This window comes from Nocardiopsis moroccensis, from assembly GCF_055763695.1.
This window is the reverse complement of record NZ_CP199747.1, coordinates 1,602,350-1,623,583: the sequence shown is the minus strand read 5'-3', so window position 1 is coordinate 1,623,583 and position 21,234 is coordinate 1,602,350. Positions and strand designations below refer to the sequence as shown.

Genomic DNA, 21,234 nt, shown 5'->3' with positions numbered 1-21,234 from the left:
CGGATGCAGCACCATGACGGCCGTCACCGTACCCACGCGATGCTCGCTACTGGGGTCCGACGCACGGTGGTCATCTGAAACGAAAGCTGAGATCACGCCTTGGCCTTTCGGATGACCGGATCAAGGGCGGTTCTTCCACCGGAAGTCGGGTTGAACGCCGATCAGGAGGCTACTCGCGGGCTAGTTGTTGCCTGCCGGGCACCCGGGAGAGCCGGGCCGTGACGCCTGAGAGGCCGCTCCATCGGCTGCGGCAGGGAGTCGGAGGGCGCACAAAGGAGTTTACTTTCTTGATTCCAAGCCAGAATGAAAGTTTCCTACAAAGGGTACTGCCAAGATCATCGCGTCCTTCGCGGCAGCAGGGAACGCGGATGAATCCGCAGCCACTACACAACTGGAGCTCCATGCGCTTGAAGAAGCCCCTCGCGGCCACCACCCTGACCGGACTCATGGTGACCGGCTTGCTCATCACATCCTCCGCCCACGCCGAGACCGCCCCCCCAGGAAGCCTCCTCCCTCTTCGGGCCTGCGGTTGAGCACTGTGCCGTCCTCGTCGGCCCCGCTGAGAACGGCGGGGCCTCACCGGTGCTGGAAGCCGCCTGTGCTCCAACTGACAACCAGGCCCGCGGGGAAATCAACGCGCTCGCGAGCCCCGCAGTGTCGTCGAGCGACCTTCTGATCACCCTGTACGAAGATGCCGGATACGAGGGGTCCTCCACCGACATCTACGGAAGCGCGGGTCCGTGCGACAGCGCCGGCTATGAGTTGCACCTCAGCACGAGCTTCTTCTGGGAGTGGGGCAACCGCGTTTCCTCGGCGCAGGGTACGCAGACGTGCGACACTGCTGACTTCGTTTCCCAGAGCAACACCTACGCTCGCACCTACAACCTGCCCACGCCGACGCTGGACTCCACGTTGAACGACAACGTCGGGAAGATCACGGTCTTCAACGATTGAGCTGCTACCCCCGCCCGGATGTCGCTTCTGACCTCCGATAAGTGGGTCAGCGGCAGGGACCAAGCCCTGGTGGCGACAGGGGAGCGGTGCACGGTCGTGCTGTGTAAGCGGCTGATTCTACGCCAGGGGCGGCCCAAGTACGCCGGCAAGCGATAATGGGGCAGTGTTTCCACAGGTCAAGAGGTAGACCAATCCGGGGTTTCCTAGTGGTCTAGCGATCCATCCTGGTTCGCTCCGGTATCGACTGTTATCGACCTCAGGTAAATGCTCTTTCTGGTGCGGTAAGACCGCTCCTCGGTCACCGCAGGAGAGCCTCCGTTACCACTTCGGGCTTACCTGGTTCGCCCCTGACCCGGGCCGGGGCCGATGCGTTCTGTCGGCCCTGGCCCGGGCGTGGGGCCCGCGCCCCGGGTGAAGCAGGGATCAGCTCACCACAGGTGGTGGACCTGGGGGCGGATGAGCTCGTCGTAGACCTCGCGCACCTGCGCGTGGGTCTTGGCGTCCAGCGGGGGCAACTGCGCGGCGGCGGCGTTGCCGCGGGCCTGCTCGGCGTTGCGGGCGCCCGGGATGACCACGCTCACCCCGTCCTGGTCCAGGATCCAGCGCAGCGCGAACTGGGCCATGGTGGCGCCCTCGGGGACCAGCGGGCGCAGTCGCTCCACGGCCTCCAGCCCGGTCTCGTAGTCGATGCCCGAGAAGGTCTCGCCGCGGTCGAAGGCCTCACCGTGGCGGTTGAAGCTGCGGTGGTCGTCCTGACCGAACCGGCTCTCGGCGGTGAACTTGCCCGACAGCAGACCGCTGGCCAGGGGGACTCGCGCGATGACACCGACCCCGGCAGCCCTGGCGGCGGGCAGAACGCGCTCCAGGGGCTTGTGGCGGAAGGCGTTGAGGATGATCTGGACGCTTGCCAGGTTCGGTCGGGCGATGGCGGCCAGGGCCTGGTCGCAGGTCTCGACCGACACCCCGTAGGCGCGTATGCGGCCCTCGTCGACCATGGCGTCCAGGTCGTCGAAGACCGCGTCGCTGTCGATGACGGTCGAAGGCGGGCAGTGCAACTGGACGAGGTCGATGGTGTCCACACCCAGGTTGCGACGTGAGTCGTCGTTCCAGGCCCGGAAGTTGCCCGAGTTGTAGTGGGCGGGCTCCTGGGCCATGCGACGACCCATCTTGGTGGCCACGGTCAGATGTGGGTGCTCCTTGAGGAGCTGCCCGACGAGCCGTTCGCTGCGCCCGTCGCCGTAGACGTCAGCGGTGTCGACGAAGGTGACGCCCTCCTCCACCGCCGTGCGCAGGGCGCTCATGGCGTCTGGTTCGCTGACCTCGCCCCAGGCGGAGCCGATCTGCCAGGCACCGAAGCCCACGGCGCCGACGTCGGCGATGGTACCGAGTACACGTGTGTCCATGCACGTGATCCTAGGCCCTCTGGAATCGCTCCCAGCCGGGCCTTTGGCCCCGGACCGCGTTCGAGGCGGGCCAGGAGCCGCCAACCGGCCCGTGCGGCTGGCCGACCGGACGCGGGGTCAGTCCGTCAGGCCGTGCTCGGCCCGGTACTGATCGAGCAACTCCTCGTGGTCGGCCTCCACGAGGCGGGCGGGACGCCCCAGCAGTACGCCGATGCTCTCGGCCGTCCGCTCGGCCCTTTCCTGGGTGGCGCAGATGGCCGCGACCACGCTCTCCCCCGTGCCCGCGGGGTACTCCTCCTCGGGCTCGGTGCGCGCGGCCAGACTCCAGGGGACCTCGCAGGGGCCGGAGTGGTCGGGTTCGGGGCACAGCAGCAGTGCCACACGGCTGTTGGCCGCCATCACCTCCTCGAAGTCGGCGTAACCGGACACGATGACCTCGAAGGTGCGGATCCGGTCGCTCATGTGTGCGCTCCTTCCTCGAAACCGTGGGCCGTGTTCCACTCCCCGGTCAGGATCCGGTCTCCCCGCACGCTGTCAGGCCAGGCGCGCCGAAGTCCGTTGCCGCGGCCACCGCCGTACCCGGGGGAGCTCGTGGTCGACCCCGTCGCCCGGGACCATGCCGCTGTCTGGGGCGAAGGTACACCTCGGAGCCGGTTCGGTGCGCCCACCGACGACGACCGGTATCGCCGGTGGCGGGGGGAGCGGGAGACCCGTTGCCGGAAAACTCATTGCCCGAAGCGGAGCGGGGCCCTAGGGTCACGGCTCATGAGCGATCCCCGCACCGCCCCGCCCTTCATCGCCGACGAGCGCACGATGCTGAACAACTGGCTGGACTGGCATCGCCAGACCCTTGCGGTCAAGTGCCAGGGGCTGTCCGCCCCGCAGCTACGCGAACGCTCCGCCCCGCCTTCACCGATGTCCCTGCTGGGCCTGGTCCGGCACATGGCCTACGTGGAGCACATGTGGTTCCGCGTCGTCCTCAACGGGGAGGAGTACCATTCCCCGGTCAAGACCCCCGACAACCCCGACGGTGACTTCCTGGACGTGGATGCCGCCTCGCCCGAGGAGGCCTTCGCGCTGTGGCGGGCCGAGATCGAGCACGCCCACGTGGTGTCTGAGGGGCTGTCGCTGGACGCGGTGGGCAAGGCCCAGCGGCACGGTGAGGACTGCTCGTACCGCTGGATCCTGGTGCATATGATCGAGGAGTACGCCCGCCACAACGGTCACGCCGACCTCATTCGCGAGCGGATCGACGGGGCCACGGGGGAGTAGCCGGCACTCGGGCCCGCACGGGCCCGTGCGGTTCCGGTGCCGGCTCTGCCGCACCCCGTGTCAGGAAGAGGCCTTCCGTTCGAAAGCTGGCCCGGGCGGGTACCCGGTTCCGGGCGGTACACCCTCAGTCGGGTGGGTCGGCGGCGCGCAGTTCCTCGTTCATGCGCTTGGCCTCCTCCAGCTGGTCCTCCAGGATGATGATCCTGCACGCGGCCTCGATCTGGGTGCCCTCGTCCACGAGTTCACGCGCCCGGGCGGCGATCCTGAGCTGGTAGCGGGAGTAACGGCGGTGTCCGCCCTCCGAGCGCAGCGGCTCGATCAGCCGGGCCTCACCCAGAGCGCGCAGGAACGCCGGCGTGGTGCCGAGCATCTCCGCGGCGTTGCCCACCGTGTAGGCGGGATAGTCGTCATCGTCGAACCGGTCACCGGTTGCGGGACGGGACAAGCGTTTCTCTTTCTCTCCTGATCGCACGTCGAGGGCCCCAGCACCAAACGGCGCTGGGGCCCGAGAGTTCATTACCACCTACCGGCAGCTGCCGGTCTTCCGCTTCCCGAGGTCAAGCTGGGACGGGATAGCGGGGATCGCGGTTGTGTGACCGTGGACCACCTTCTTCCGAACCGGGGCCTGCGGTACCCGGGCTGTGTTCTCGCGCGCCCAGGCGATCCTGATGGCAACTACTCCTCTCGATCTCAATTCGTGCACTTCTCACTACTACGGTGCTACCGGCCCCCGGCGCCTACAACCATGCGCCGGTCAAGCCTTACTGCACCTTTCGTCCTGCTCGGCGTCCCCCGTGCGGGCGGGACTCCGTCCTGCGGTGATGCGTACTGCGGTCCTACCGGCTCCCAGCGCCTTGAAGCACGTGCACGCTGGTCGAGCCGTCCTGCTCTCTTCCTTGCTGCACGGCCTTCCCCGTACGGGCGGAAAGCCGCTTTCTGCGGTACTTCTGTCCTGCTCCCACCGGCGTATCCGGTGGTCATGCTGGTGGATCTCTGTTCCTACGACAGGAAATCTAACAGCACCCCAAGGGGATGTCTACAGTGGCCGCTATAGATTTTTTCGTGTCCCGCGAGGAGGTATCCGAGCTGGCCGCCAGAGGAGGACGGTTGGGGACATTTCGCCGGGGGGAGAGACCGAGCATGACCTTCGAAACCCCCGCCGACCCCGGTGCACACGGACAGCCCCAGCTGACCGGAGGGCCGGGCACCGGCCCCACCTGGGACGAGGCCCCTGATTCCCTCGGCAAAGGCGCGGCCGAGAACACGACCGTCGCGGTACGAGCCGCGAGTGCACGCATCATCGCCCTGGACACCAGTTTCGGTGCCCGTGACGTGGTGGACACGGCGGTCGGGGCGGCCGCACTGGCGCGCCGTGCCCTCGCGACAGGGTTCGTCGAGCACAGGGACGTCATGGCAGCCGCCTCGGAGGCACACCAGGTCGCCGGGTGGATCGCCTTCGACTCCGAACACCAGGACCTGTCCAGACGGATGAGCGTGACGGCCCTGCGGCTCGCCCGGGCGGCCGGGGACCGGTCCATGGAGTACTTCGTACTCAGCCAGCTGGCCATGCAGGACGTCCACCTCCGCCGACCGGCCGAGGCCGCACGGATCTGCGACACCGCGCTGTCCGGCGGTATCCGGGGTAGCGCGGCCGCCTTGTTCACCCTCCGTGCCGCGCGGGCCGCCGCCCAGTCAGGCGAACACGCCCGCGCCCGACTCCTGATCCGCCACACACGCGCTCGCCACCTGGAGGGGACCCGACCGGAGGATCCGGCATGGGCGTGGTGGCTGACCGAGGCGGAGATCAGCTGGCACCACGCCATGACCCTGGCCGACGCCGGGGACTGGGGGCAGGCCGCCGAACTCTTCCACGCCGCCTGCCGGGGAGCCCCGCACCACGGACGATCGATCGCCGTCTACCGGGCGAGCCTGCTGTGTGCACTTGCCAGAGCCCGTTCCTGGGACGAGGCCGAGACCGTACTGGTGCGCGACGTCCTGCCCCATCGGGGAGAGGTGGCCTCGGTGCGCACCCGACGCATACTCGACCATGCCGCCCGCCTGCTGGACGGCGCCCGCCGCAGGCCCTCCCTGCGCGAGGCGGCCCGCCAGCTCTGACCAGCGCCCCTGCCCCGATGCTCCCCGGGGCTGCCTGTCCTGCTCGTTGCCTACCGGTCCGAGCAAGTCTGGATGTCGCGCAGAACTGTGGATCTCCGGTACGGGGGCGGCCAGGACAAGGCCCGACCCGGGTGAGTGCCTGATGATCGGCCCCTGTCCTGGCCTGGTTCCGGCCCGTGGAAGGTCAGAGCTTTTCGGTGAAGAACGGAACGACCCTCTTCAGGGCCTCTCCTGCCCCGTTGGGGCGGTCGTAGAGGTCGTAGTGGGAGACGTTCTCGAGCTCGAGAAGCTGCTTGTCCGCAGAAGCGGCCCTCTCGTAGATCTCGTGGCCGTCGCGGTAGGCGCCGAACGCGCCCTGCTTGTCGCCGACCACGATCAGCAGGGGCTGGTCCAGAAGCTCCTCGGCCAGATGGAATGCGTCCCACCCCAGCGCGGTCGTGCCGTGCGCGGCTTCGAAGAGCACACAGCCGTTCTCAGCCCGGCCCCGATCGGTCCGGTAGTAGTCGAAGGCTTCGATGATGTCGATGTCCCCGGTCTGCTTTGCCGCCTCGGCCGTCTCGGGCAGGAAGCCGTTGACCGCGCTCTCCGTCCCGCGGGCCTCAGCTGTGCGCTGCTGGGCGATGCCCTCGAGCGCCGGTCGGATCCCGCCGTTCTGCCGGGCCATGTCGCGCTGCATGCGACCGAAGTTCACCCCGGTGATCGACACGACGGCGTTGAAACGCTTCTCGGTCTTCGCCGCAGCCAGCGTGTACCCGCCGCCACCGCAGACGCCGAGCACACCGATGCGGTCCTCGTCGACATACGGCAGCGTGACGAGGTGGTCGACGACGCGGCTGAAGTCCTGGACCCGCTGGGACGGGTCTTCCAGGAACCTTGGCACACCGCCACTGGCACCCTGGAAGCCGGCGTCGAACGCGATCACCACGTGCCCGGCCGCTGCGAGTGCGGGGGCGTAGACGTTGCCGGCGGTCTGCTCCTTGCAGCTTCCGATCGGATGCGCCGCGACGATCGCCGGGTAGGACTTCGACGTGTCGAAGTCCGGCGGGAAGTGGAGGTCCGCTGCGATGTCCCAGTACATGTCGGAGTTGCGGAACGTGATGTGCTCGATGGCCCCGGTGGTCATGGTGCCCCCTCTGTCGTGGCTGGGGTGTTCCCCGTCGTGACATCCACCCTCCGGCCTGACCGGGAGCCGAACCAGTCCACGTTCCCACCCAGGAACGATCTGTCCCAGGACAACGGGTGCGGACCCGCTCTAGGGTGACGTTATGTCCTCGTCACCCCAGCTCAAGGCCCTAGGTGAGTTCTTCCGCGCCCGACGCGGCGAGATCTCCCCGGGCGCGATCCCCGCACACGTCGTGAGCGCCGCCGGACGACGACGCGTCGCTGGCCTGAGGCGGGAGGAGGTGGCGCAACTGGCCGCGGTCAGCGTCGACTACTACACGCGGGTCGAGCAGGGGCGACTCGCCCCGTCCGACCAGGTCTTCGCGACCCTGTGCCGAACCTTCGCGCTGTCCTCGGAGCAGAGGGCCTACGCCGAGGACCTCCTCAACCACGCCCGCGGCTACGTGATGACAGTGCCGGGGCGAGAGGCCGCCCACAACCGGCTCCAGCTGTTGCTGGACCAGCTCACCGAACTCCCGGCTCTCGTCCTCGGGCCCCGGATGGACGTCCTTGCCTGGAACGGACCCGCCGCAACGTTGATCACCGACTTCGCGCGGCTTCCAGCCACCGAACGCAACTATGTCTCGATCACCTTCACCACGCCCGAGATGAGGGACCTGTACGAGGACTGGAGCTCTGTCGCACGCACGTGCGTGGGGATCCTCCGACGTGAGGCCGCGGACAACCCCGACGACCCGGAACTGGCCGGCCTCGTTGGGCGGCTCTCCATCGCCAGCGACGACTTTCGCCGATGGTGGGCCGAGCACCGCGTCGCGGAGCAGGATTTCGGAGCCAAGGTCATGCTCCATCCCACCGCAGGACGGATGCGCCTGAACTGGGACTCCTTCAGTTACGCAGGCGCGGCACGACAGCAGCTCATTCTGTGGTCGGCCGAGGCCGGAAGCCCTGACGCCCAAGCCCTGGCAACCCTCGTCTCGGCGTCGCGAGGTGCGCCCGAAGCTTGAGTGCTCCGAGCGGGCTCATACCGTGGCGGGGCGACGCCTTTCCCGGAAGCGAGTTCGAAGTCGTGCATCCGCCGCACAGGATGCTTCATGCGCTCACGGACGGCATGGTCTTGGACAGGTCCTTGACGACGGTGCGCTCGGGTCGGAAACGGACCAGGCGCGCGTCGTCGGCGTAGTGCCGGAAGTCCGGATGCCAGGCCGTTTCGTCCTCGCCCAGATAACGGCTCAGCTTCCGTCGGGCGAGCGCCGGGGCAAAGGGCACCACCTCGGCTCTGCCCCGCATGATCACCTGGAGGAACTCCATCCGCTCCAGGTCGCAGGTATCCACCACCACGGCGGTACGCGGGTCGCGTTCCAGGTGCTCGGCCATGACCGCGTACTCCCCGGTGATCCACCACAAGCATCCCTGCTCCCACAGAAACCAGACCGGTCTGACCGTGGGTTCGCCGGAGGCGTTGGTGGTGGCCACCCGGGCGACCAGGGGTCGGGCAAGGAAGGCGTCGACGTCGAAGGGATGGTCCTGCCGAGGGCTGCCAGGGGTGTTGGTCACCCCTTCAGGCTAGGTCGCGATCAAGCACGGGAGAAGAGGTGCCCGAAGGCTGTGGAAAACCCGTTGGCCGCAGGGGGCCGGAGCGCCACAATGTGCGGATGGTCGATCGATGCTTCTCCCACCCGAACCTGGCCGAGCTCTACGACTACTTCGACCACTGGCAAGTCTCCCCACAGGACGACTTCTACCTCGACCTGGTGATGGGAGCCCGCTCGGTCCTGGACGTGGGATGCGGGACCGGCAAGATCCAGCGGGTGGCGCGCGACCGCGGTCATACGGGACGCCTGGTGGGGCTGGATCCGGCCGACGCGATGCTGGAGGTGGGCCGCCGCGAGCGGGACGACATCGAGTGGACCCTGGGCGATCTGGTCGCGGGTCCCTACGACGGGGAGGCCGAACCGCTGGAGGAGGGCGCGTTCGACCTGGTCATCATGTCCGGGCACGCCTTTCAGGTGTTCCTCACCGACGAGGAGGTGCACGCCAACCTGGCCGCAGCGCGCAGGATGCTGACCGACGATGGCCGGTTCGTGTTCGAGACCCGCAACCCCGCCGTGCGGGGCTGGGAAGCCTGGAACCCCGAACGGGCGCGCACCGTGACGGGCCCGGACGGGCGCAGGGCCACCTGTGTGCACCGTCTGCGCGGGGTCGAGGGCGACCTGGTCACCTTTACCTCCGACTTCAGTGTCGAGGGCTGGACGCAACCCCAGGCCAGCCGCAGCACCCTGCGGTTCCTGGACGCGAAGACCCTCAACGGTTTCCTGGCCGGGGCCGGGCTGGCGGTGAGCGCGCAGTACGGGTACTGGGACCGCAGCCCGCTCACCGACACGAGCCCGGAGATCATCACCTTCGCCCGCCCGGCCTGAGAACCGTCGCCGGGTCGGGGTAGATACGGGGCACCGGAAAGCTCACGGAGCTGAGGGAGGTGCCCATGTTCGTCTTCTACAACAGCCGGTGGGGCTGTATGACGTCCCTGCTGGTCTCGATCGCGCTGACCGCGCTGCTGTTGTTCCTGCTGAGCTCCTGCTGATCCGCGGTGCTCCTCAGGAGCGCCCGGATTCACCTGGGCGGGGGCACCCCGGGCAGGCCGTCGATACTGGCGGCGTTGCGTTCGAGCCAGTAGTTGTCGAAGTAATCCGGGCCGTTGCGTTCGTGGTGCCGGTCCAACAGGTCGCGGTCCTCGCGCAGGTCCATCAGGGGAACGGAGAACCCGCAGGAGTCCGCGATGCGCTGGACCTCGACCACGATGATCGAACGCTGGCCAAGGGTGCGCTCCTTGGGGAAGTGGGGGCGCAGTTCGTCGAACTCGGGGGTGCCGGGCAGGACGGCGCGGCCCTGCCCGTGGAGGCGGACGATGTTCGGCGGTCCCTCGAACGCACAGAACATCAGCACGATGCGGCCGTTCTCCCGCAGGTGGGCGATGGTCTCGGTGCCCGAACCGGTGTAGTCGAGGTAGGCCACCCGGCGTTCGCCGAGCACGGCGAAGGTGCCGCCCATTCCTTTGGGGGAGACGTTGACGTGGCCCTGGGAGTCCAGCGGTGCCGTGCCGACGAAGAAGACCGGTTGGTCGAGGAGGAACCGTTCCAGCCGGGGCCCGATGGTCTCGTGGATCTTTCCCATGGCCGAAAGTGTGGCACGCGGGTGTTCCCCGGCCGCGGGAAGGTCGCACGGCCGGGGGCCGTGCGACTCAGGGGGCGGCGGACGAGGATTCGTCGATCTGGCTCTGGATGCCGTCCAGCAGCGCGTTGAGGCCGAAGCGGAAGGTCTCCCAGGCTTCCTGCTCCAGGTAGGGCTCCTCGGGATCCGCGTTGTCGAAGGCGCCGCCCTGGCTCATCAGGGTCAGGGTGGGGAAGCGTTCGGAAAAGTCCACCGCCACCTCCTCCAGTTGGGCGGAGCGGGCGTACCACCACTCGTCCTCGGCGATCCCCGTCACGGCCTGGGCCTGGCGGGCCTCCGCGGCGGTACGGACCATGCCTCGGACCAGGTTGAACAGGCTGCCGTAGGCGCTGCTGATGGCCTTGGGGCCGAGTCCCGCGCGGTGGAGGACCGCGGCCAACGCTTCGAAGAGCCGGTAGTCGTTGGGCCCCAGGACCGGCCGTGCCTGGGAGATCTCCAGGCTCCAGGGGTGGCGCAGGTAGAAGCGCCACAGGTTCCCGGCCCAGTCGAGGACGGCCTCGCGCCAGCCCGTTCTGTCGTCGGTGTCCTGCAGGGTGGGCGCCTCGGGGAGGTGCTCCTCCCACTCACGTACCAGTTCACCGAAGGCGTGGTCGTACATGAGGTCGATGAGTTCGTTCTTGCTGGCCACATAGGTGTACAGGGACATGGCGGTGCGGCCGAGCCGTTCACCCACGGCGCGCATGGACAGGGCCTGCATGCCCTCGGTGTCGGCGACCTCGATGGCGGTCTCCACCACCAGGTCCACGCTCAGCTGTGCCTTGGGGCCGGGGCCGGTGCGTTCGGCCGGTTCCTGGCCGCGCCACAGCAGTGACATGGAGCGGCGTGGATCGCCCTGTCCGGCGTAGACCACCACTTGCATCTCCTTACGGAATAAACTAATGTTCGCTGGCTGTTAGTTTACCGCATAAGGATTTACCAGGACCCTGAGGAGCAGCTTGCCTTCCGAACCCACCACCATGGCGGACACCCACGACACCATCGAGGTCCGCGGGGCCAGGGAGAACAACCTCGACAACGTCTCCCTGGACATCCCCAAGCGGAGGCTGAGCGTCTTCACCGGCCTGTCCGGCTCGGGCAAGTCATCACTCGTCTTCGGCACCATCGCCGCCGAGTCCCAGCGGCTGATCAACGAAACCTACACAGCTTTCCTGCAGTCCTTCATGCCGAGTGTGGGCCGACCGGACGTGGACGCACTGCGCAACCTCAGCGCGGCGATCCTCGTGGACCAGGAGCGGATGGGCGCCAACTCGCGCTCGACCGTGGGCACCGCCACCGACGCCCACGCGATGCTGCGGATCGTCTTCAGCCGGGCGGGCACCCCGCGCCTGGAACCCTCCAGTGTCTTCAGCTTCAACAACTCCGAAGGCATGTGCCCCGAGTGCGAGGGGTTGGGCCGCACCAACCAGATCGACGTGCAGGAACTCTACGACCGGGACCTGTCCCTGAACGAGGGAGCCATCACGGTCCCCGGGTACGCGGTCGGCAACTGGTACTGGCAGGTCTTCGCCCACTCCGGACTGCTGGACCCGGACCGGAAGCTGCGCGACTACACCGACGAGGAGTGGCAGTCCTTCCTGTACCAGCCCGTCACCAAGGTGAAGGTCGGCACCAGCAACCTGTCCTACGAGGGCCTGGTCCCCAAGATCAAACGGACCTACCTGGCCAAGGACCGGGAGAAGATGCAGGCCTCCATCCGCGCCTTCGTGGACCGGGCCGTGGTCTTCTCGGTCTGCCCCGAGTGCGCGGGTACCCGGCTCAACGCCGCGGCACGGCAGGTCAGGGTCAACGGGCACACCATCACCGAGTGCGCCTCCATGCAGATCAGCGACCTGGCCGAGTTCGTCCGGGGCATCGACGAGCCCTCCGTCAAACCGCTCGTGGACAACCTCGCCCACACCCTGGGCTCCCTGGTGGAGGTGGGGTTGGGCTACCTGAGCCTGGACCGGGAGTCGGGCACGCTGTCCGGCGGCGAGGCCCAGCGGGTCAAGATGGTCCGCCACCTGGGCTCCAGCCTCAGCGACGTCACCTACGTCTTCGACGAGCCCACCGTGGGCCTGCACCCGCACGACATCGAGCGGATGAACAACCTCCTGCTCAGCCTGCGCGACAACGGCAACACCGTACTGGTGGTCGAGCACAAGCCCGAGACCATCGCCATCGCGGACCACGTCGTGGACCTGGGCCCGGGCGCCGGGCCCGACGGCGGCACGGTCACCTACACCGGGGACGTGGCCGGGCTGCGCGAGTCGGGCACGCTGACCGGGCGCCACCTGGACCACCGGGCCCAGCTCCGGGAGAGCGTGCGCACCCCCACCGGGGCCATCCCCATCCGCGGGGCCAGCTCGCACAACCTGCGGGACGTGTCGGTGGACATCCCGTTGGGTGTGCTCACCGTGGTCACCGGGGTGGCGGGTTCGGGCAAGAGCTCACTCATCCACGGGGCGCTGCCCGGCCGCGAGGACGTGGTGGTGGTCGACCAGTCGGCGATCCGGGGGTCGCGCCGCTCCAACCCGGCCACCTACACCGGGCTGCTGGACCCGATCCGCACCGCCTTCGCCCGCGCCAACAAGGTCAAGTCCTCCCTGTTCAGTGCGAACTCCGAGGGGGCGTGCGGTGAGTGCAAGGGGGCCGGGGTCATCTACACCGACCTGGCGATGATGGCCGGGGTCGCCTCCACCTGCGAGAAGTGTGAGGGGCGCCGGTTCAAGGCCGAGGTACTCGAACACAAGCTCCGCGGCAGGGACATCAGCCAGGTGCTGGCCATGTCCGTGGTGGAGGCGCGCGACTTCTTTCCCTCGGGCAACGCCCGCACCATCCTGGACCGGATGTACGACGTGGGCCTGGGATACCTGGGGTTGGGCCAACCGCTGACCACCCTGTCCGGTGGTGAGCGCCAGCGCCTGAAACTGGCCGTCTCCATGGCCAGGAAGGGCGCGGTGTACGTGCTCGACGAGCCCACCACCGGCCTGCACCTGGCCGACGTGGACCGGCTGCTGGCGCTGTTGGACCGACTGGTGGACGACGGCAACACGGTGGTGGTGATCGAGCACCACCAGGCCGTCATGGCCCATGCCGACCACGTCATCGACCTCGGCCCCGGAGCGGGCCACGACGGCGGCCGGATCGTGTTCGAGGGCACCCCCGCCGAGCTGGTGGACGGGGCGGAGACCCTGACCGCCCGCCACCTGCGCGCCTACCTGGGGCTCCAGGCACAGGACGGTTAGGGCGAGGACGACGCCACGCGGTGTGGGGCCCGTCTCCCGGGCCGGGCCCCGAATTTCAACGCGGTCGTGGCGGGCACGCTGTCGGAGGGCTTCCGCCATCCCGTGCACGGCTACGTCGGTCTGCACGTCATGTACCGACTGCTCTGAGCACAGCCCTGCTACGGCCGCGGGCCGCCTGTTCAGGCCTGGTCGTCGAACCGCTCGCGTGCGCGCTCGACCTCGGGCATGTTGACCGTGGTCCAGCGCAGCAACGCATCGATGAGGTCCTGGAGCGTCTTTCCGAGCGATGAGATGCGGTACTCGACGGCGAGCGGGCGCGTGCTCACCACGATCCGATCGACCATCCCGTTGCGCTCCAGGCGCCGCAGGGTCGCGGTGAGGGACTTCTGGGTGACGGCGGGGATCGCCCGGCGCAGTTCGTTGAAGCGCGAGGGCTGCTCGCACAGCCGGTCGAGCACGTGGAGCGACCACTTGTCGAGTATCTGGTCGAGCAGTTCTCGGTGCTCCGCGCTGATCTGGGGCGGGGTGGCCGGGGATTGGGCGGTTTCCTGCATGACACCTGGTCTCGTTGAGGTTCCCTTTGGCTACCTAGTAGACATTGGATACCGAAAAACGCCAAACGGAGGAACCTTCCATGAGTGTGCAGCTGCTGACCCCCGAGGGCATGTTCCAGCCCGTCCCCTACCACCACGTTGCGATCGGCACGGGCACCCGTCAGGTGCACGTGGCCGGTCAGATCGCGCGCGACTCCGACGCCGACCTCATCGCCACGGGTGATCTGACCGGCCAGGTCGAACAGGTCCTGCGCAACGCCGCGCGCGGCCTGGCCGGCGCGGGGGCGACCTTCTCCGACGTCGTACGCCTGCGCTTCTTCCTCACCGGCTGGGGTCCTGACAAGGGAGAGAAGGTGGGCGCGTTCATGGCGGGCATCGAGAACGTCACCGACGAACTCGGACTTCCGCAGCCGCTGCCTCCGGTGTCGGCCATCGGCGTCGACTACCTGTTCGAGCCCGACGTGCTCGTCGAGGTCGAGGCGTACGCCGTCCTGGACTGACCGTCGTCGGCAGCCTCCGAGTTCGTTCGGACCGGAGGCCGCCCCGCAATACTGGCCCGCATGACGAATTCATCCGCCCCCGCACCCTTCTCCCGCATCAAGATCCGAGTGGGCGCCCTGGTGTTCTGCGAGGAGGAGGTCGCGCTCATCCGCCGCGACCGCCCCGGCTCCGTCCATTACACGCCACCCGGCGGGAACGTCGAACCCGGCGAGGATCTGCAGGCCGCGCTCCGGCGCGAACTGCACGAGGAGCTGGAGCTGCCCCCGGACCGGGTCGGCACGCCGGAGCTGCTGTGGGTGGTGGACCAGCGCGTCACCCGGCCGGGACCCACCCCGCCGCGCAAGCTCCACCTGCTCTACCGCCTGCACGTCACCCCTGAGATGCGCGACGTACTTGCGACCGAGGAGTACGACGAGCTACCCGGCGGGGGCCACGAGGTGGGCGTCGTCGAGTGGGTGGACTACCGCAGAACCGCAGACCTACCGCTCTTTCCGCCGATCGGACCGGCTCTGGCCGCTCTGCCCGATCCTCACGCGGTTGTCGCCGACGCCGCCCTGGCAGCGGTCACCGACGACAACTACGTGTGGGTCTAGGCTGCTCACAATGCGCAACTGGCCTCACGTGTTGTGACGAATTCATCCGCAGGGCTCTGTCGCGGCAGTCTGCGGTTGCGCGACCTCTTCTCCGGTCGGGGCATGCCCCTTCCTGGGAAGCGGTTCCTGGGCCGACGGCTTCAGCGTGCCCCGGGCGGAACAGCACCCGTACGAGGACGCGCTCGCTTTCGAGCCCGTCGGGTCTTCAACGAGCCGAAGCCCTCGGGCCGGGCGGGCTCTCACCACGGTCCGGGCCCGGGTGCGCCCCCTCCCGTGAAACGCAGGGCACCGACTGCGGGCGAGTCGTCCGGCTGCACGGAGGCGCAAGAGCTCACGACCTTCGCAGCAGGCCCAGACCCAGGCCGGTGACGCTGTGCAGCACGTATCGGCCCTCCTGACGGCTCTGCACGAGGTGGGCCTCGCGGAGCACGTTCAAGTGCTTGCTCGCCGTGGCGGGGGAAACGGTGAGCCTGCGGGCCAGGCCCGTCGTGGTGCACACCCCGCCCTCGGCCACCAGCTCCAGGAGCCGGGAGCGCGTGGGTCCCAGGAGCGGGGCGAGGCCGACTGGGTGCGGGGCCGGTCGTGCCCAGCCGAGGCTGTGCTCGATCGGGTGGACCAGTACCGGAGGGAGACCGGGGTCGGCGAGCGCCACGGGCCTGCCCCAGCAGAAGAAGGAGGGCACCAGGAGCAGGCCGCGGCCTTGCAGGTGGAGTTCACGGTCGAAGGGGTAGTCGGTCTCCAGAACGGGTGACCTCCAGAGCGCGGTGGGGCCCAGAGAGGCCAGGAGCGCTTCGGAGCCCCCGCCCCGCAGGGCACGTGCACGGTGCACCAGGTCCGTGTGTACCTGGGCGTGGATCCGAGTCCAGAACGGCGCGAGCGCGGCGCGGTGGTAGGTGCGAAGGGCTCCGCCGAGCAGGCGCATGGATCCGGCCTCGCCCGAGGCCAGCCAGCCGAGTGGCGAGGGCGAACGGACGTGGTCGGCCAGGGTGCCCAGCTCCTGACGGATTCGGGGGACCGGTGTGGTCAGCACGGACTCGATACCGAGATCGGGGTCGGGGTCCGCATCGGTCGGGGTGAGGAAGTCGGGGCAGTAGTTCCCGTAGGGGGCCAGCGCCAACAGCAACCGCAACGTCCGTTCCCGGGGGCCGCCGTCCAGCAGCGTCCGGTGCACGGCTTTCCGCCATTCGTCGAAGAACAGGGCGCCCTGCCTGTGCTGCAGCATGTGGAGGCTGTTGACGGTCTCCCACAGGGGGTTGGCGGAGTCGGCCAGGCGCAGGCGCATGAGGTCGTCACTGCTGAAATAAATGCGCAGCTTTGTGCTGGTTTTTGACATTTCGGACTTTCCCGCTTATGGCCATGTTGTCGCCAGGAGGAAAACGTACGCACGAACCCGAAAACGAGTGTTAATAATAACCAGGAAAGCAGCGAAGGGTGAGTGGTGCGGGCAGGGAGGGAATTCCATGAAAGAGGAAGCGGCGTCCGGGCGTGACAGGCGTCGGGCAGCCCGCGCGGGAGGTGCTCGCACGCCTCTCGCTGTCTTGGCCCTCACCAGCCTTCTCGCCACCTCCTGCACCGCTGACCACGAGGACCGGGGCACGCACGCGCGGGACGTCACGCCAGAGGAGGAGAACCTGCTGGAGATGGCCGGGCAACTCCTGCTCCGAGAATGCATGGAAAGCCGCGGATTTGAATACCAGGTCGTTTCGGACGACACTGTCGCCGATTTCGAGGAATTCCGTTACGTCATCGACGATCCGGAATGGGCCTCTGAGTACGGCTACGGAACCGCTCTTCAGCGCGAGGTCGCGGAACTGCGCGAGAACGACCCCAACGAGCGCTACTTCGAGAGCCTGTCTCCCGAGCGCCGGGCCCAAGCGCTGGTGGCCGCCAACGGGCCCAGTCCGGTCGGACTGACGGCGACCACACCCGACGGGATGGAACTCGGCCGCAGCGACCAGGGGTGCCAGTCACAGGCTGACAGAGAACTCTACGGCGACCTGGCCTCCTGGTTCCAGGCCCGAACCACCGTCGACGCCCTTCCCGCGCTCCGCCACCAGGGCGTGGTCAACGATCCGCGCTACCTGGAGGCCGTCCGGCCCTGGGCGGACTGCATGCGCGCCGCCGGACACGACTACGCCACACCGGCCGACATCCGCGCCGCCCTGCCTCCACCGCAGGACCCCCTGCCCCGGCAGGAGGAGATCGGGCTCGCACTGGCGGAGGCCCGCTGTGCCGTGGACTCCGGACTGGCCGGGACCGTGGCGGACCTGGACGAACAGCACAGCCAGGAACTGCGCGAGCGCCATCGCTCCGCGCTGGAGACGCAGCGGCGTCTGCAACTTGACGCCCTGCCCCGGGCCCGCGCCGTCGTCGGTGAGGCGGAGCGGACCGAGGGCCCCGAACTCCGGGGGTGACCCCCACCCCCGGAGGAGTAAGAGACACGGCGAGAAAGGCAAGAAACCATGAGGACCAAGCGCATGACGGCCCTGGTCGCCGCGGTGATCACCGCCGCGGCCCTGTTCAACGCCCCCGTTGCGCAGGCCGAGGAGATCGGATCCCCCACCGCGGCCTCGGCCGCCGACGGCAGGCTGCACGCCTACTACGGCTTCGACTACAAGAACTACTGCGGGTCCTGGTCGGGCAACTCCTCCAACTGGGGTTCGTGCCGCAACACCACGTCCTCACTGTGGAACAACGGCTACCCGGGCAACCTCGACGACGTGTGGGTCTACTGGGGACTCAACCACTCCGGTGCCCGCAGGGGAGTGCACAACGGCGTGGCCCTCGCCAACCTGAGCCGCTGGTCCTTCGACGCCAACACCGGCGCCGGTTCCGGCCAGGCGCTGAACAACAACATCTCCTCCCACATGTGGACCAACCTGTGACCGATGCGCCGGCCATGGCGGGGCCGCACGGCCCATAACCGGCCAGGGGAGGCGGGGAGGGCCTTCGGGGCGGTGGGGACGACCGTCCTTTCCGTCCCTGAGGCCCTCCTTCGGTACTCGGAGGCAAGACTGGCGGACTCGCGTATCTCCGTGGTGCGTACTTCGCCGTTCTAGCTTTCCAAGAGCTTCTTGAGGTCGGTCAGCCAGGTGCGCCATTCGCTCTTCCACCCGGCGGCACGCTCGGCGGTGGTGATGCGGGTGTGCTCGATACCGACCAGGGCCTTGGACTCGCCCTTGGCCTGGAAGGTCACGGCGATACGGGTGGCCTCGGGCAGGTCCGCGGTGAAGCGCCTGCCCGGCTTGGCCGTACGCTCGGCCGCCTCGACGGGCAGCCAGCGGGCACGCAGTTCGGGGTCGGCGAAGGCCGCGAACAGCCGCTCCACCGGAACGTGCACGGTCTTGCCGGCGCTGGCGGCGAAACCGTCCTTCTTCTGGCCCGGGACGCGCAGACCGCGTTCCTGCTCGTAGGCAACGGTGACGGTCTGGGCCCACCAGCCGTTCATACCGTGCTCCTCGACCAACCGGGCCGCGATCTCGGTGTGGGTACGAGCGGTGGCCTCCCAGGCGTCCAGCAGCGCGAACCAGACCTCGTAGTCGCGGCCGGTGGCCTCGGCGAGCTTTGTGCCGGAGACGCGCTCGCGGATGGTGGCGGCGCCGGTGCCCGCACGCGGGGCGGATTCGTCGGCGGGAGCGGAGCTCGGCACGGGTTCGGGGTCCGTGATCAGGTGGGCGCGGGCGGCGGTGTAGCTCTCGCCGGTCTTGTCCATCCGGGAACGCACGCGCTGCTTGAAGGACTTCTGGCTGGTCATGACAGCTCCTCGGCGGTCCGCGACGAGCCCCACGCTCCCGCCGCCCCGCCGGAAGGGCCACACGTCAGACCGGCGTCCCGAGAACTCCAGGGTCCCCTTTGCCTCCGCGAAGCCGACGGCGTGGGCGCCGGGGCCGGAGGTTGGGCGCGGGACCGCGCCACGGTCCACTTTACTCCGGTCGCCGGCGGGCCACCACTCCCGAGCAGGTGGAGCCCGGTCGGGAACGGGCCGGGTCACCGGGCGCGTCGGGCGCGCAGGACGGTGTCGTGGGTGTGGTGCGAACCCGGCGGCACGGGGACGACCCGCGGGCGGGTCTCGTTGACGGAGATGTCCCAGTCGGAGCCCAGGAGATCGGCGACCTCGGCGGGCTGGTAGTAGTCCGCGGGGACGTGGCCGTCGTCCAAACGCTCGGGCAGGCCGATGATGTCGTGGCCGACGAAGAGGAGTGTGCCGCCCGGGGCGACGGCGGACAGCAGGCCGCGCAGCGCACAGTGGTCGGCCCGGCGCGGGAGTGGGAAGTAGTGGACCGAGACCAGGTCGAAGGCCTCAGCCGGAGGAGGGGTGGTGGTCAGGTCGCCGTGTTTCCACGACACCCGTCCCTGGACGTCGGCTCCGGCGGTGGCCGCGCGTTCCAGGGCGATCTGGGAGATGTCGACTGCGGTGACCAGCCAACCCCGTCGGGCCAACCACAGCGCGTCGCCACCCTCACCGCAGCCCGCGTCGAGGGCCTGCCCGGGCGGCAGGTCGGCCAGCTCCGTGACGAGGACGCCGTTGGGGTCACCGCTGAAGAGCTGGGTGCGTCTGCCGTACCTGTCGTCCCAGAACTGTGCGTCCATGATCGGTCTCCTCGGTGACGGGGTTCGGAGGAACCTGCTGGCCTCCTCCGCCACCACGGTGCCCCGACCACCGGCTCTGCGGCAAAGCTTGTTGCCGGAACGGCAATAATTGGGTGTGGGTCAGGCCGGGTGATCGTAGACCAGGGTGTACCGCCAGAACAGACGTCTGCGCACGCGCGCCCCGGGCAGCTCCCTGGCGGCCACGGCACGGATGCGGGAGAGGGTCTCCCGTGGTTCCGCGGTGGGCGCGCGCATGTGCGGAGGCAGGCCTGCAGCCGGGGCCGGGTGTCGGCACAGACCCACGAGCGGGTTGAGCAGGAGCGAGACCAATCCTGCGAACTGGCCGGCCGGACCTTCGTCTCGGTGGCAGCCGACGACCACCAGGCGCCCGCCGGGGGCCAGATCGGCGCGGAGTTCGCGCAGGGTCGGTTCCAGGGGCAGGTGGTGCAGGACCGCGACCAGGGTGATGGCGTCCCAGCGGCGGGTGGTGTCGCGCTGGTCGAACCGGGCCCCGGTGATGGTGATGCCGGGGGTGTTCACGAAGCGGGCCGCGGCGATCCATGCGGTTTCCGGGTCTGGTTCCAGACCTGTGACCGAATCCGCTCGGCGGCCCAGACGGGCGACCAGGTTTCCGGTGCCGCATCCCACGTCCAGGACCTCGCGTGCCCCACTGGCCGCGACCCTGCGCACCACCCAGGGGGAGAGGCGGTCGTTGTGGCTCCAGGGGTGGCGCCGATTGAACCGGTCCAGTCGGGAGAGCAGAGGTGTCAGCAGGGGCATGCGGCCACAATAGTGAGATCGGGATAGGGCCAGCAGCGATCAGTCCAGGCCGAGCAGGAGGGCCGTCGCGGTCAGGCCCAGCCACGCCGAGCCCAGCCCCAGACACAGGCTCGCCAGCACGTACGCCAGGGCCCGACCCCGAGCATTGGCCCTGGTGAGCTGGACACTCTCGTAGGCGAACGTGGAGTAGGTGGTCAGAGCCCCGCACAGCCCCGTGCCCAGGAACGCCGCCGCCCCGGAGGACAGCGGCAGCGCCATCAACGCGCCCAGGAGCAGGCTGCCCACCGCGTTCACCAGCAGGGTTCCCCAGGGGAAGTCCTCCCCGAACCGGCGTTTGAGCGCCAGGTCCACGAGAAATCGGGTGGGGGCTCCCAGGGCGGCACCCAGGGCGACCATCAGCGCGCTCACGGTTGACCCCTTCCGTTGTGGGACAGGATGCGGTGGGCCAGGGACGAGGCGGCCCAGGCGGCGGTGAGCGCCCCGGCCAGGGTGAGGGCGAGGTAGGCGAGCGCGACCTGTGGTGCTCCCCGTTCCAGGGCGGTCACCACGTCCATGGCGTAGGCGGAGAAGGTGGTGTAGCCGCCGAGGAGGCCCACTCCCCAGAAGGGCCGGACGAAGCGGTTCTCGGGTCGGCGGTGAGCGATCAGCTCCATGAGCAGGCCGATCAACAGGCTGCCGCTGACGTTGACCGCCAGGACCGTCCAGGAGACCCCGGAGGCCGACTGCGGTCCGAGCACGTCCAGGCCGTGGCGGACCAGCGCGCCCAGGGCCCCGCCCGCGGACACGGCGGCGACCAGGGGCCACGGAGCGCCCCGTGCGGAGGAGAACATGGGTTCATTCTGCACCTGGGAGACTCCTTCCCCCTACGCGGCCCCGTGCCTGAAGCTTCCCTGCCATG

General features: G+C 68.8%; 24 protein-coding genes. 10 read left to right on the top strand and 14 right to left on the bottom strand.

Annotated features, from left to right (window positions below; genetic code table 11):
• Positions 1-582 precede the first annotated feature (582 nt).
• Positions 583-954, top strand: coding sequence for a hypothetical protein (locus ACUKCB_RS06855; RefSeq protein ID WP_473039644.1), 372 nt, complete (start codon positions 583-585; stop codon positions 952-954).
• Between the two features lie 428 nt (positions 955-1,382).
• On the opposite strand, the gene ACUKCB_RS06850 is transcribed toward ACUKCB_RS06855, so the two are convergent.
• Both ACUKCB_RS06850 and ACUKCB_RS06845 read right to left on the bottom strand, forming a co-directional pair.
• Positions 1,383-2,357: an aldo/keto reductase gene (locus tag ACUKCB_RS06850; protein WP_473039643.1), complete on the bottom strand. Its 975-nt coding sequence runs from the start codon at positions 2,355-2,357 to the stop codon at positions 1,383-1,385.
• Positions 2,358-2,474: 117 nt separating this feature from the next.
• Positions 2,475-2,819 carry a hypothetical protein gene (locus tag ACUKCB_RS06845; protein ID WP_473039642.1) on the bottom strand — a complete coding sequence of 115 codons (345 nt, stop codon included), beginning with the start codon at positions 2,817-2,819 and terminating at the stop codon, positions 2,475-2,477.
• Positions 2,820-3,122: 303 nt separating this feature from the next.
• Here ACUKCB_RS06845 and ACUKCB_RS06840 point away from each other — a divergent pair, with 303 nt between their 5' ends.
• Positions 3,123-3,629, top strand: coding sequence for a DinB family protein (locus tag ACUKCB_RS06840; protein WP_473039641.1), 507 nt, complete (start codon positions 3,123-3,125; stop codon positions 3,627-3,629).
• A gap of 124 nt (positions 3,630-3,753) precedes the next feature.
• Here ACUKCB_RS06840 and ACUKCB_RS06835 read toward each other — a convergent pair whose 3' ends face one another.
• Positions 3,754-4,074 (bottom strand): MerR family transcriptional regulator, encoded by a 321-nt coding sequence (locus tag ACUKCB_RS06835; RefSeq protein WP_473039639.1) that lies wholly within the window; start codon positions 4,072-4,074, stop codon positions 3,754-3,756.
• 695 nt (positions 4,075-4,769) lie between these two features.
• Between ACUKCB_RS06835 and ACUKCB_RS06830 the strand changes: the two genes are divergently transcribed.
• On the top strand, positions 4,770-5,744 hold the full coding sequence (locus tag ACUKCB_RS06830) for a DNA-binding protein (RefSeq protein ID WP_473039638.1): 975 nt from the start codon (positions 4,770-4,772) through the stop codon (positions 5,742-5,744).
• A gap of 184 nt (positions 5,745-5,928) precedes the next feature.
• On the opposite strand, the gene ACUKCB_RS06825 is transcribed toward ACUKCB_RS06830, so the two are convergent.
• The gene (locus ACUKCB_RS06825; RefSeq protein WP_473039637.1) at positions 5,929-6,867 is read right to left on the bottom strand and encodes an alpha/beta hydrolase; all 939 of its coding nucleotides are present in this window, start codon (positions 6,865-6,867) and stop codon (positions 5,929-5,931) included.
• A 142-nt stretch (positions 6,868-7,009) separates the two neighbouring features.
• On the opposite strand from ACUKCB_RS06825, the gene ACUKCB_RS06820 reads away from it, so the two are divergent.
• A complete protein-coding gene (locus tag ACUKCB_RS06820; protein WP_473039636.1) occupies positions 7,010-7,870 on the top strand; it encodes a helix-turn-helix domain-containing protein in 861 nt (286 codons plus the stop codon).
• A gap of 85 nt (positions 7,871-7,955) precedes the next feature.
• Here ACUKCB_RS06820 and ACUKCB_RS06815 read toward each other — a convergent pair whose 3' ends face one another.
• On the bottom strand, positions 7,956-8,420 hold the full coding sequence (locus tag ACUKCB_RS06815; protein ID WP_473039635.1) for a pyridoxamine 5'-phosphate oxidase family protein: 465 nt from the start codon (positions 8,418-8,420) through the stop codon (positions 7,956-7,958).
• Between the two features lie 98 nt (positions 8,421-8,518).
• On the opposite strand from ACUKCB_RS06815, the gene ACUKCB_RS06810 reads away from it, so the two are divergent.
• Positions 8,519-9,283 (top strand): class I SAM-dependent methyltransferase, encoded by a 765-nt coding sequence (locus ACUKCB_RS06810; RefSeq protein ID WP_473039634.1) that lies wholly within the window; start codon positions 8,519-8,521, stop codon positions 9,281-9,283.
• Between the two features lie 193 nt (positions 9,284-9,476).
• Here ACUKCB_RS06810 and ACUKCB_RS06805 read toward each other — a convergent pair whose 3' ends face one another.
• Together ACUKCB_RS06805 and ACUKCB_RS06800 are read right to left on the bottom strand one after the other, a co-directional pair.
• Positions 9,477-10,037: a pyridoxamine 5'-phosphate oxidase family protein gene (locus tag ACUKCB_RS06805; RefSeq protein ID WP_473039633.1), complete on the bottom strand. Its 561-nt coding sequence runs from the start codon at positions 10,035-10,037 to the stop codon at positions 9,477-9,479.
• 67 nt (positions 10,038-10,104) lie between these two features.
• Positions 10,105-10,947, bottom strand: a complete 843-nt coding sequence (locus tag ACUKCB_RS06800) for a TetR/AcrR family transcriptional regulator (protein ID WP_473039632.1) — start codon at positions 10,945-10,947, stop codon at positions 10,105-10,107.
• A gap of 103 nt (positions 10,948-11,050) precedes the next feature.
• Between ACUKCB_RS06800 and ACUKCB_RS06795 the strand changes: the two genes are divergently transcribed.
• Entirely contained in the window at positions 11,051-13,318 is a 2,268-nt protein-coding gene (locus ACUKCB_RS06795; RefSeq protein ID WP_473040948.1) for an ATP-binding cassette domain-containing protein, read from the top strand.
• Between the two features lie 179 nt (positions 13,319-13,497).
• On the opposite strand, the gene ACUKCB_RS06790 is transcribed toward ACUKCB_RS06795, so the two are convergent.
• A complete protein-coding gene (locus ACUKCB_RS06790) occupies positions 13,498-13,872 on the bottom strand; it encodes a winged helix-turn-helix transcriptional regulator (protein ID WP_473039631.1) in 375 nt (124 codons plus the stop codon).
• Positions 13,873-13,952: 80 nt separating this feature from the next.
• Here ACUKCB_RS06790 and ACUKCB_RS06785 point away from each other — a divergent pair, with 80 nt between their 5' ends.
• Together ACUKCB_RS06785 and ACUKCB_RS06780 are read left to right on the top strand one after the other, a co-directional pair.
• Positions 13,953-14,372, top strand: coding sequence for a RidA family protein (locus tag ACUKCB_RS06785; protein WP_473039630.1), 420 nt, complete (start codon positions 13,953-13,955; stop codon positions 14,370-14,372).
• Between the two features lie 60 nt (positions 14,373-14,432).
• Positions 14,433-14,966: an NUDIX domain-containing protein gene (locus ACUKCB_RS06780; protein ID WP_473039629.1), complete on the top strand. Its 534-nt coding sequence runs from the start codon at positions 14,433-14,435 to the stop codon at positions 14,964-14,966.
• A 331-nt stretch (positions 14,967-15,297) separates the two neighbouring features.
• Here the strand turns inward: ACUKCB_RS06780 and ACUKCB_RS06775 are convergent, their stop codons facing one another.
• Positions 15,298-16,299: an ArsR/SmtB family transcription factor gene (locus tag ACUKCB_RS06775; protein ID WP_473039628.1), complete on the bottom strand. Its 1,002-nt coding sequence runs from the start codon at positions 16,297-16,299 to the stop codon at positions 15,298-15,300.
• Positions 16,300-16,504: 205 nt separating this feature from the next.
• Here ACUKCB_RS06775 and ACUKCB_RS06770 point away from each other — a divergent pair, with 205 nt between their 5' ends.
• Together ACUKCB_RS06770 and ACUKCB_RS06765 are read left to right on the top strand one after the other, a co-directional pair.
• Positions 16,505-17,380, top strand: coding sequence for a hypothetical protein (locus tag ACUKCB_RS06770; RefSeq protein WP_473039627.1), 876 nt, complete (start codon positions 16,505-16,507; stop codon positions 17,378-17,380).
• 48 nt (positions 17,381-17,428) lie between these two features.
• A complete protein-coding gene (locus ACUKCB_RS06765; protein ID WP_473039626.1) occupies positions 17,429-17,851 on the top strand; it encodes a hypothetical protein in 423 nt (140 codons plus the stop codon).
• Between the two features lie 170 nt (positions 17,852-18,021).
• Here ACUKCB_RS06765 and ACUKCB_RS06760 read toward each other — a convergent pair whose 3' ends face one another.
• The 5 genes from ACUKCB_RS06760 to ACUKCB_RS06740 all read right to left on the bottom strand — a co-directional run bounded on the left by ACUKCB_RS06760 (position 18,022) and on the right by ACUKCB_RS06740 (position 21,181).
• Entirely contained in the window at positions 18,022-18,720 is a 699-nt protein-coding gene (locus tag ACUKCB_RS06760; protein ID WP_473039625.1) for an SRPBCC domain-containing protein, read from the bottom strand.
• Between the two features lie 233 nt (positions 18,721-18,953).
• The gene (locus ACUKCB_RS06755) at positions 18,954-19,556 is read right to left on the bottom strand and encodes a class I SAM-dependent methyltransferase (protein WP_473039624.1); all 603 of its coding nucleotides are present in this window, start codon (positions 19,554-19,556) and stop codon (positions 18,954-18,956) included.
• 120 nt (positions 19,557-19,676) lie between these two features.
• Entirely contained in the window at positions 19,677-20,336 is a 660-nt protein-coding gene (locus tag ACUKCB_RS06750) for a class I SAM-dependent methyltransferase (RefSeq protein ID WP_473039623.1), read from the bottom strand.
• A 39-nt stretch (positions 20,337-20,375) separates the two neighbouring features.
• Positions 20,376-20,744, bottom strand: a complete 369-nt coding sequence (crcB, locus tag ACUKCB_RS06745) for a fluoride efflux transporter CrcB (protein WP_473039622.1) — start codon at positions 20,742-20,744, stop codon at positions 20,376-20,378.
• Complete coding sequence (locus ACUKCB_RS06740; RefSeq protein WP_473039621.1) at positions 20,741-21,181, bottom strand: fluoride efflux transporter FluC; 441 nt, start codon at positions 21,179-21,181, stop codon at positions 20,741-20,743. Before ACUKCB_RS06740 ends, crcB begins: the two co-directional genes overlap by 4 nt.
• Between the last annotated feature and the right edge of the window lie 53 nt (positions 21,182-21,234).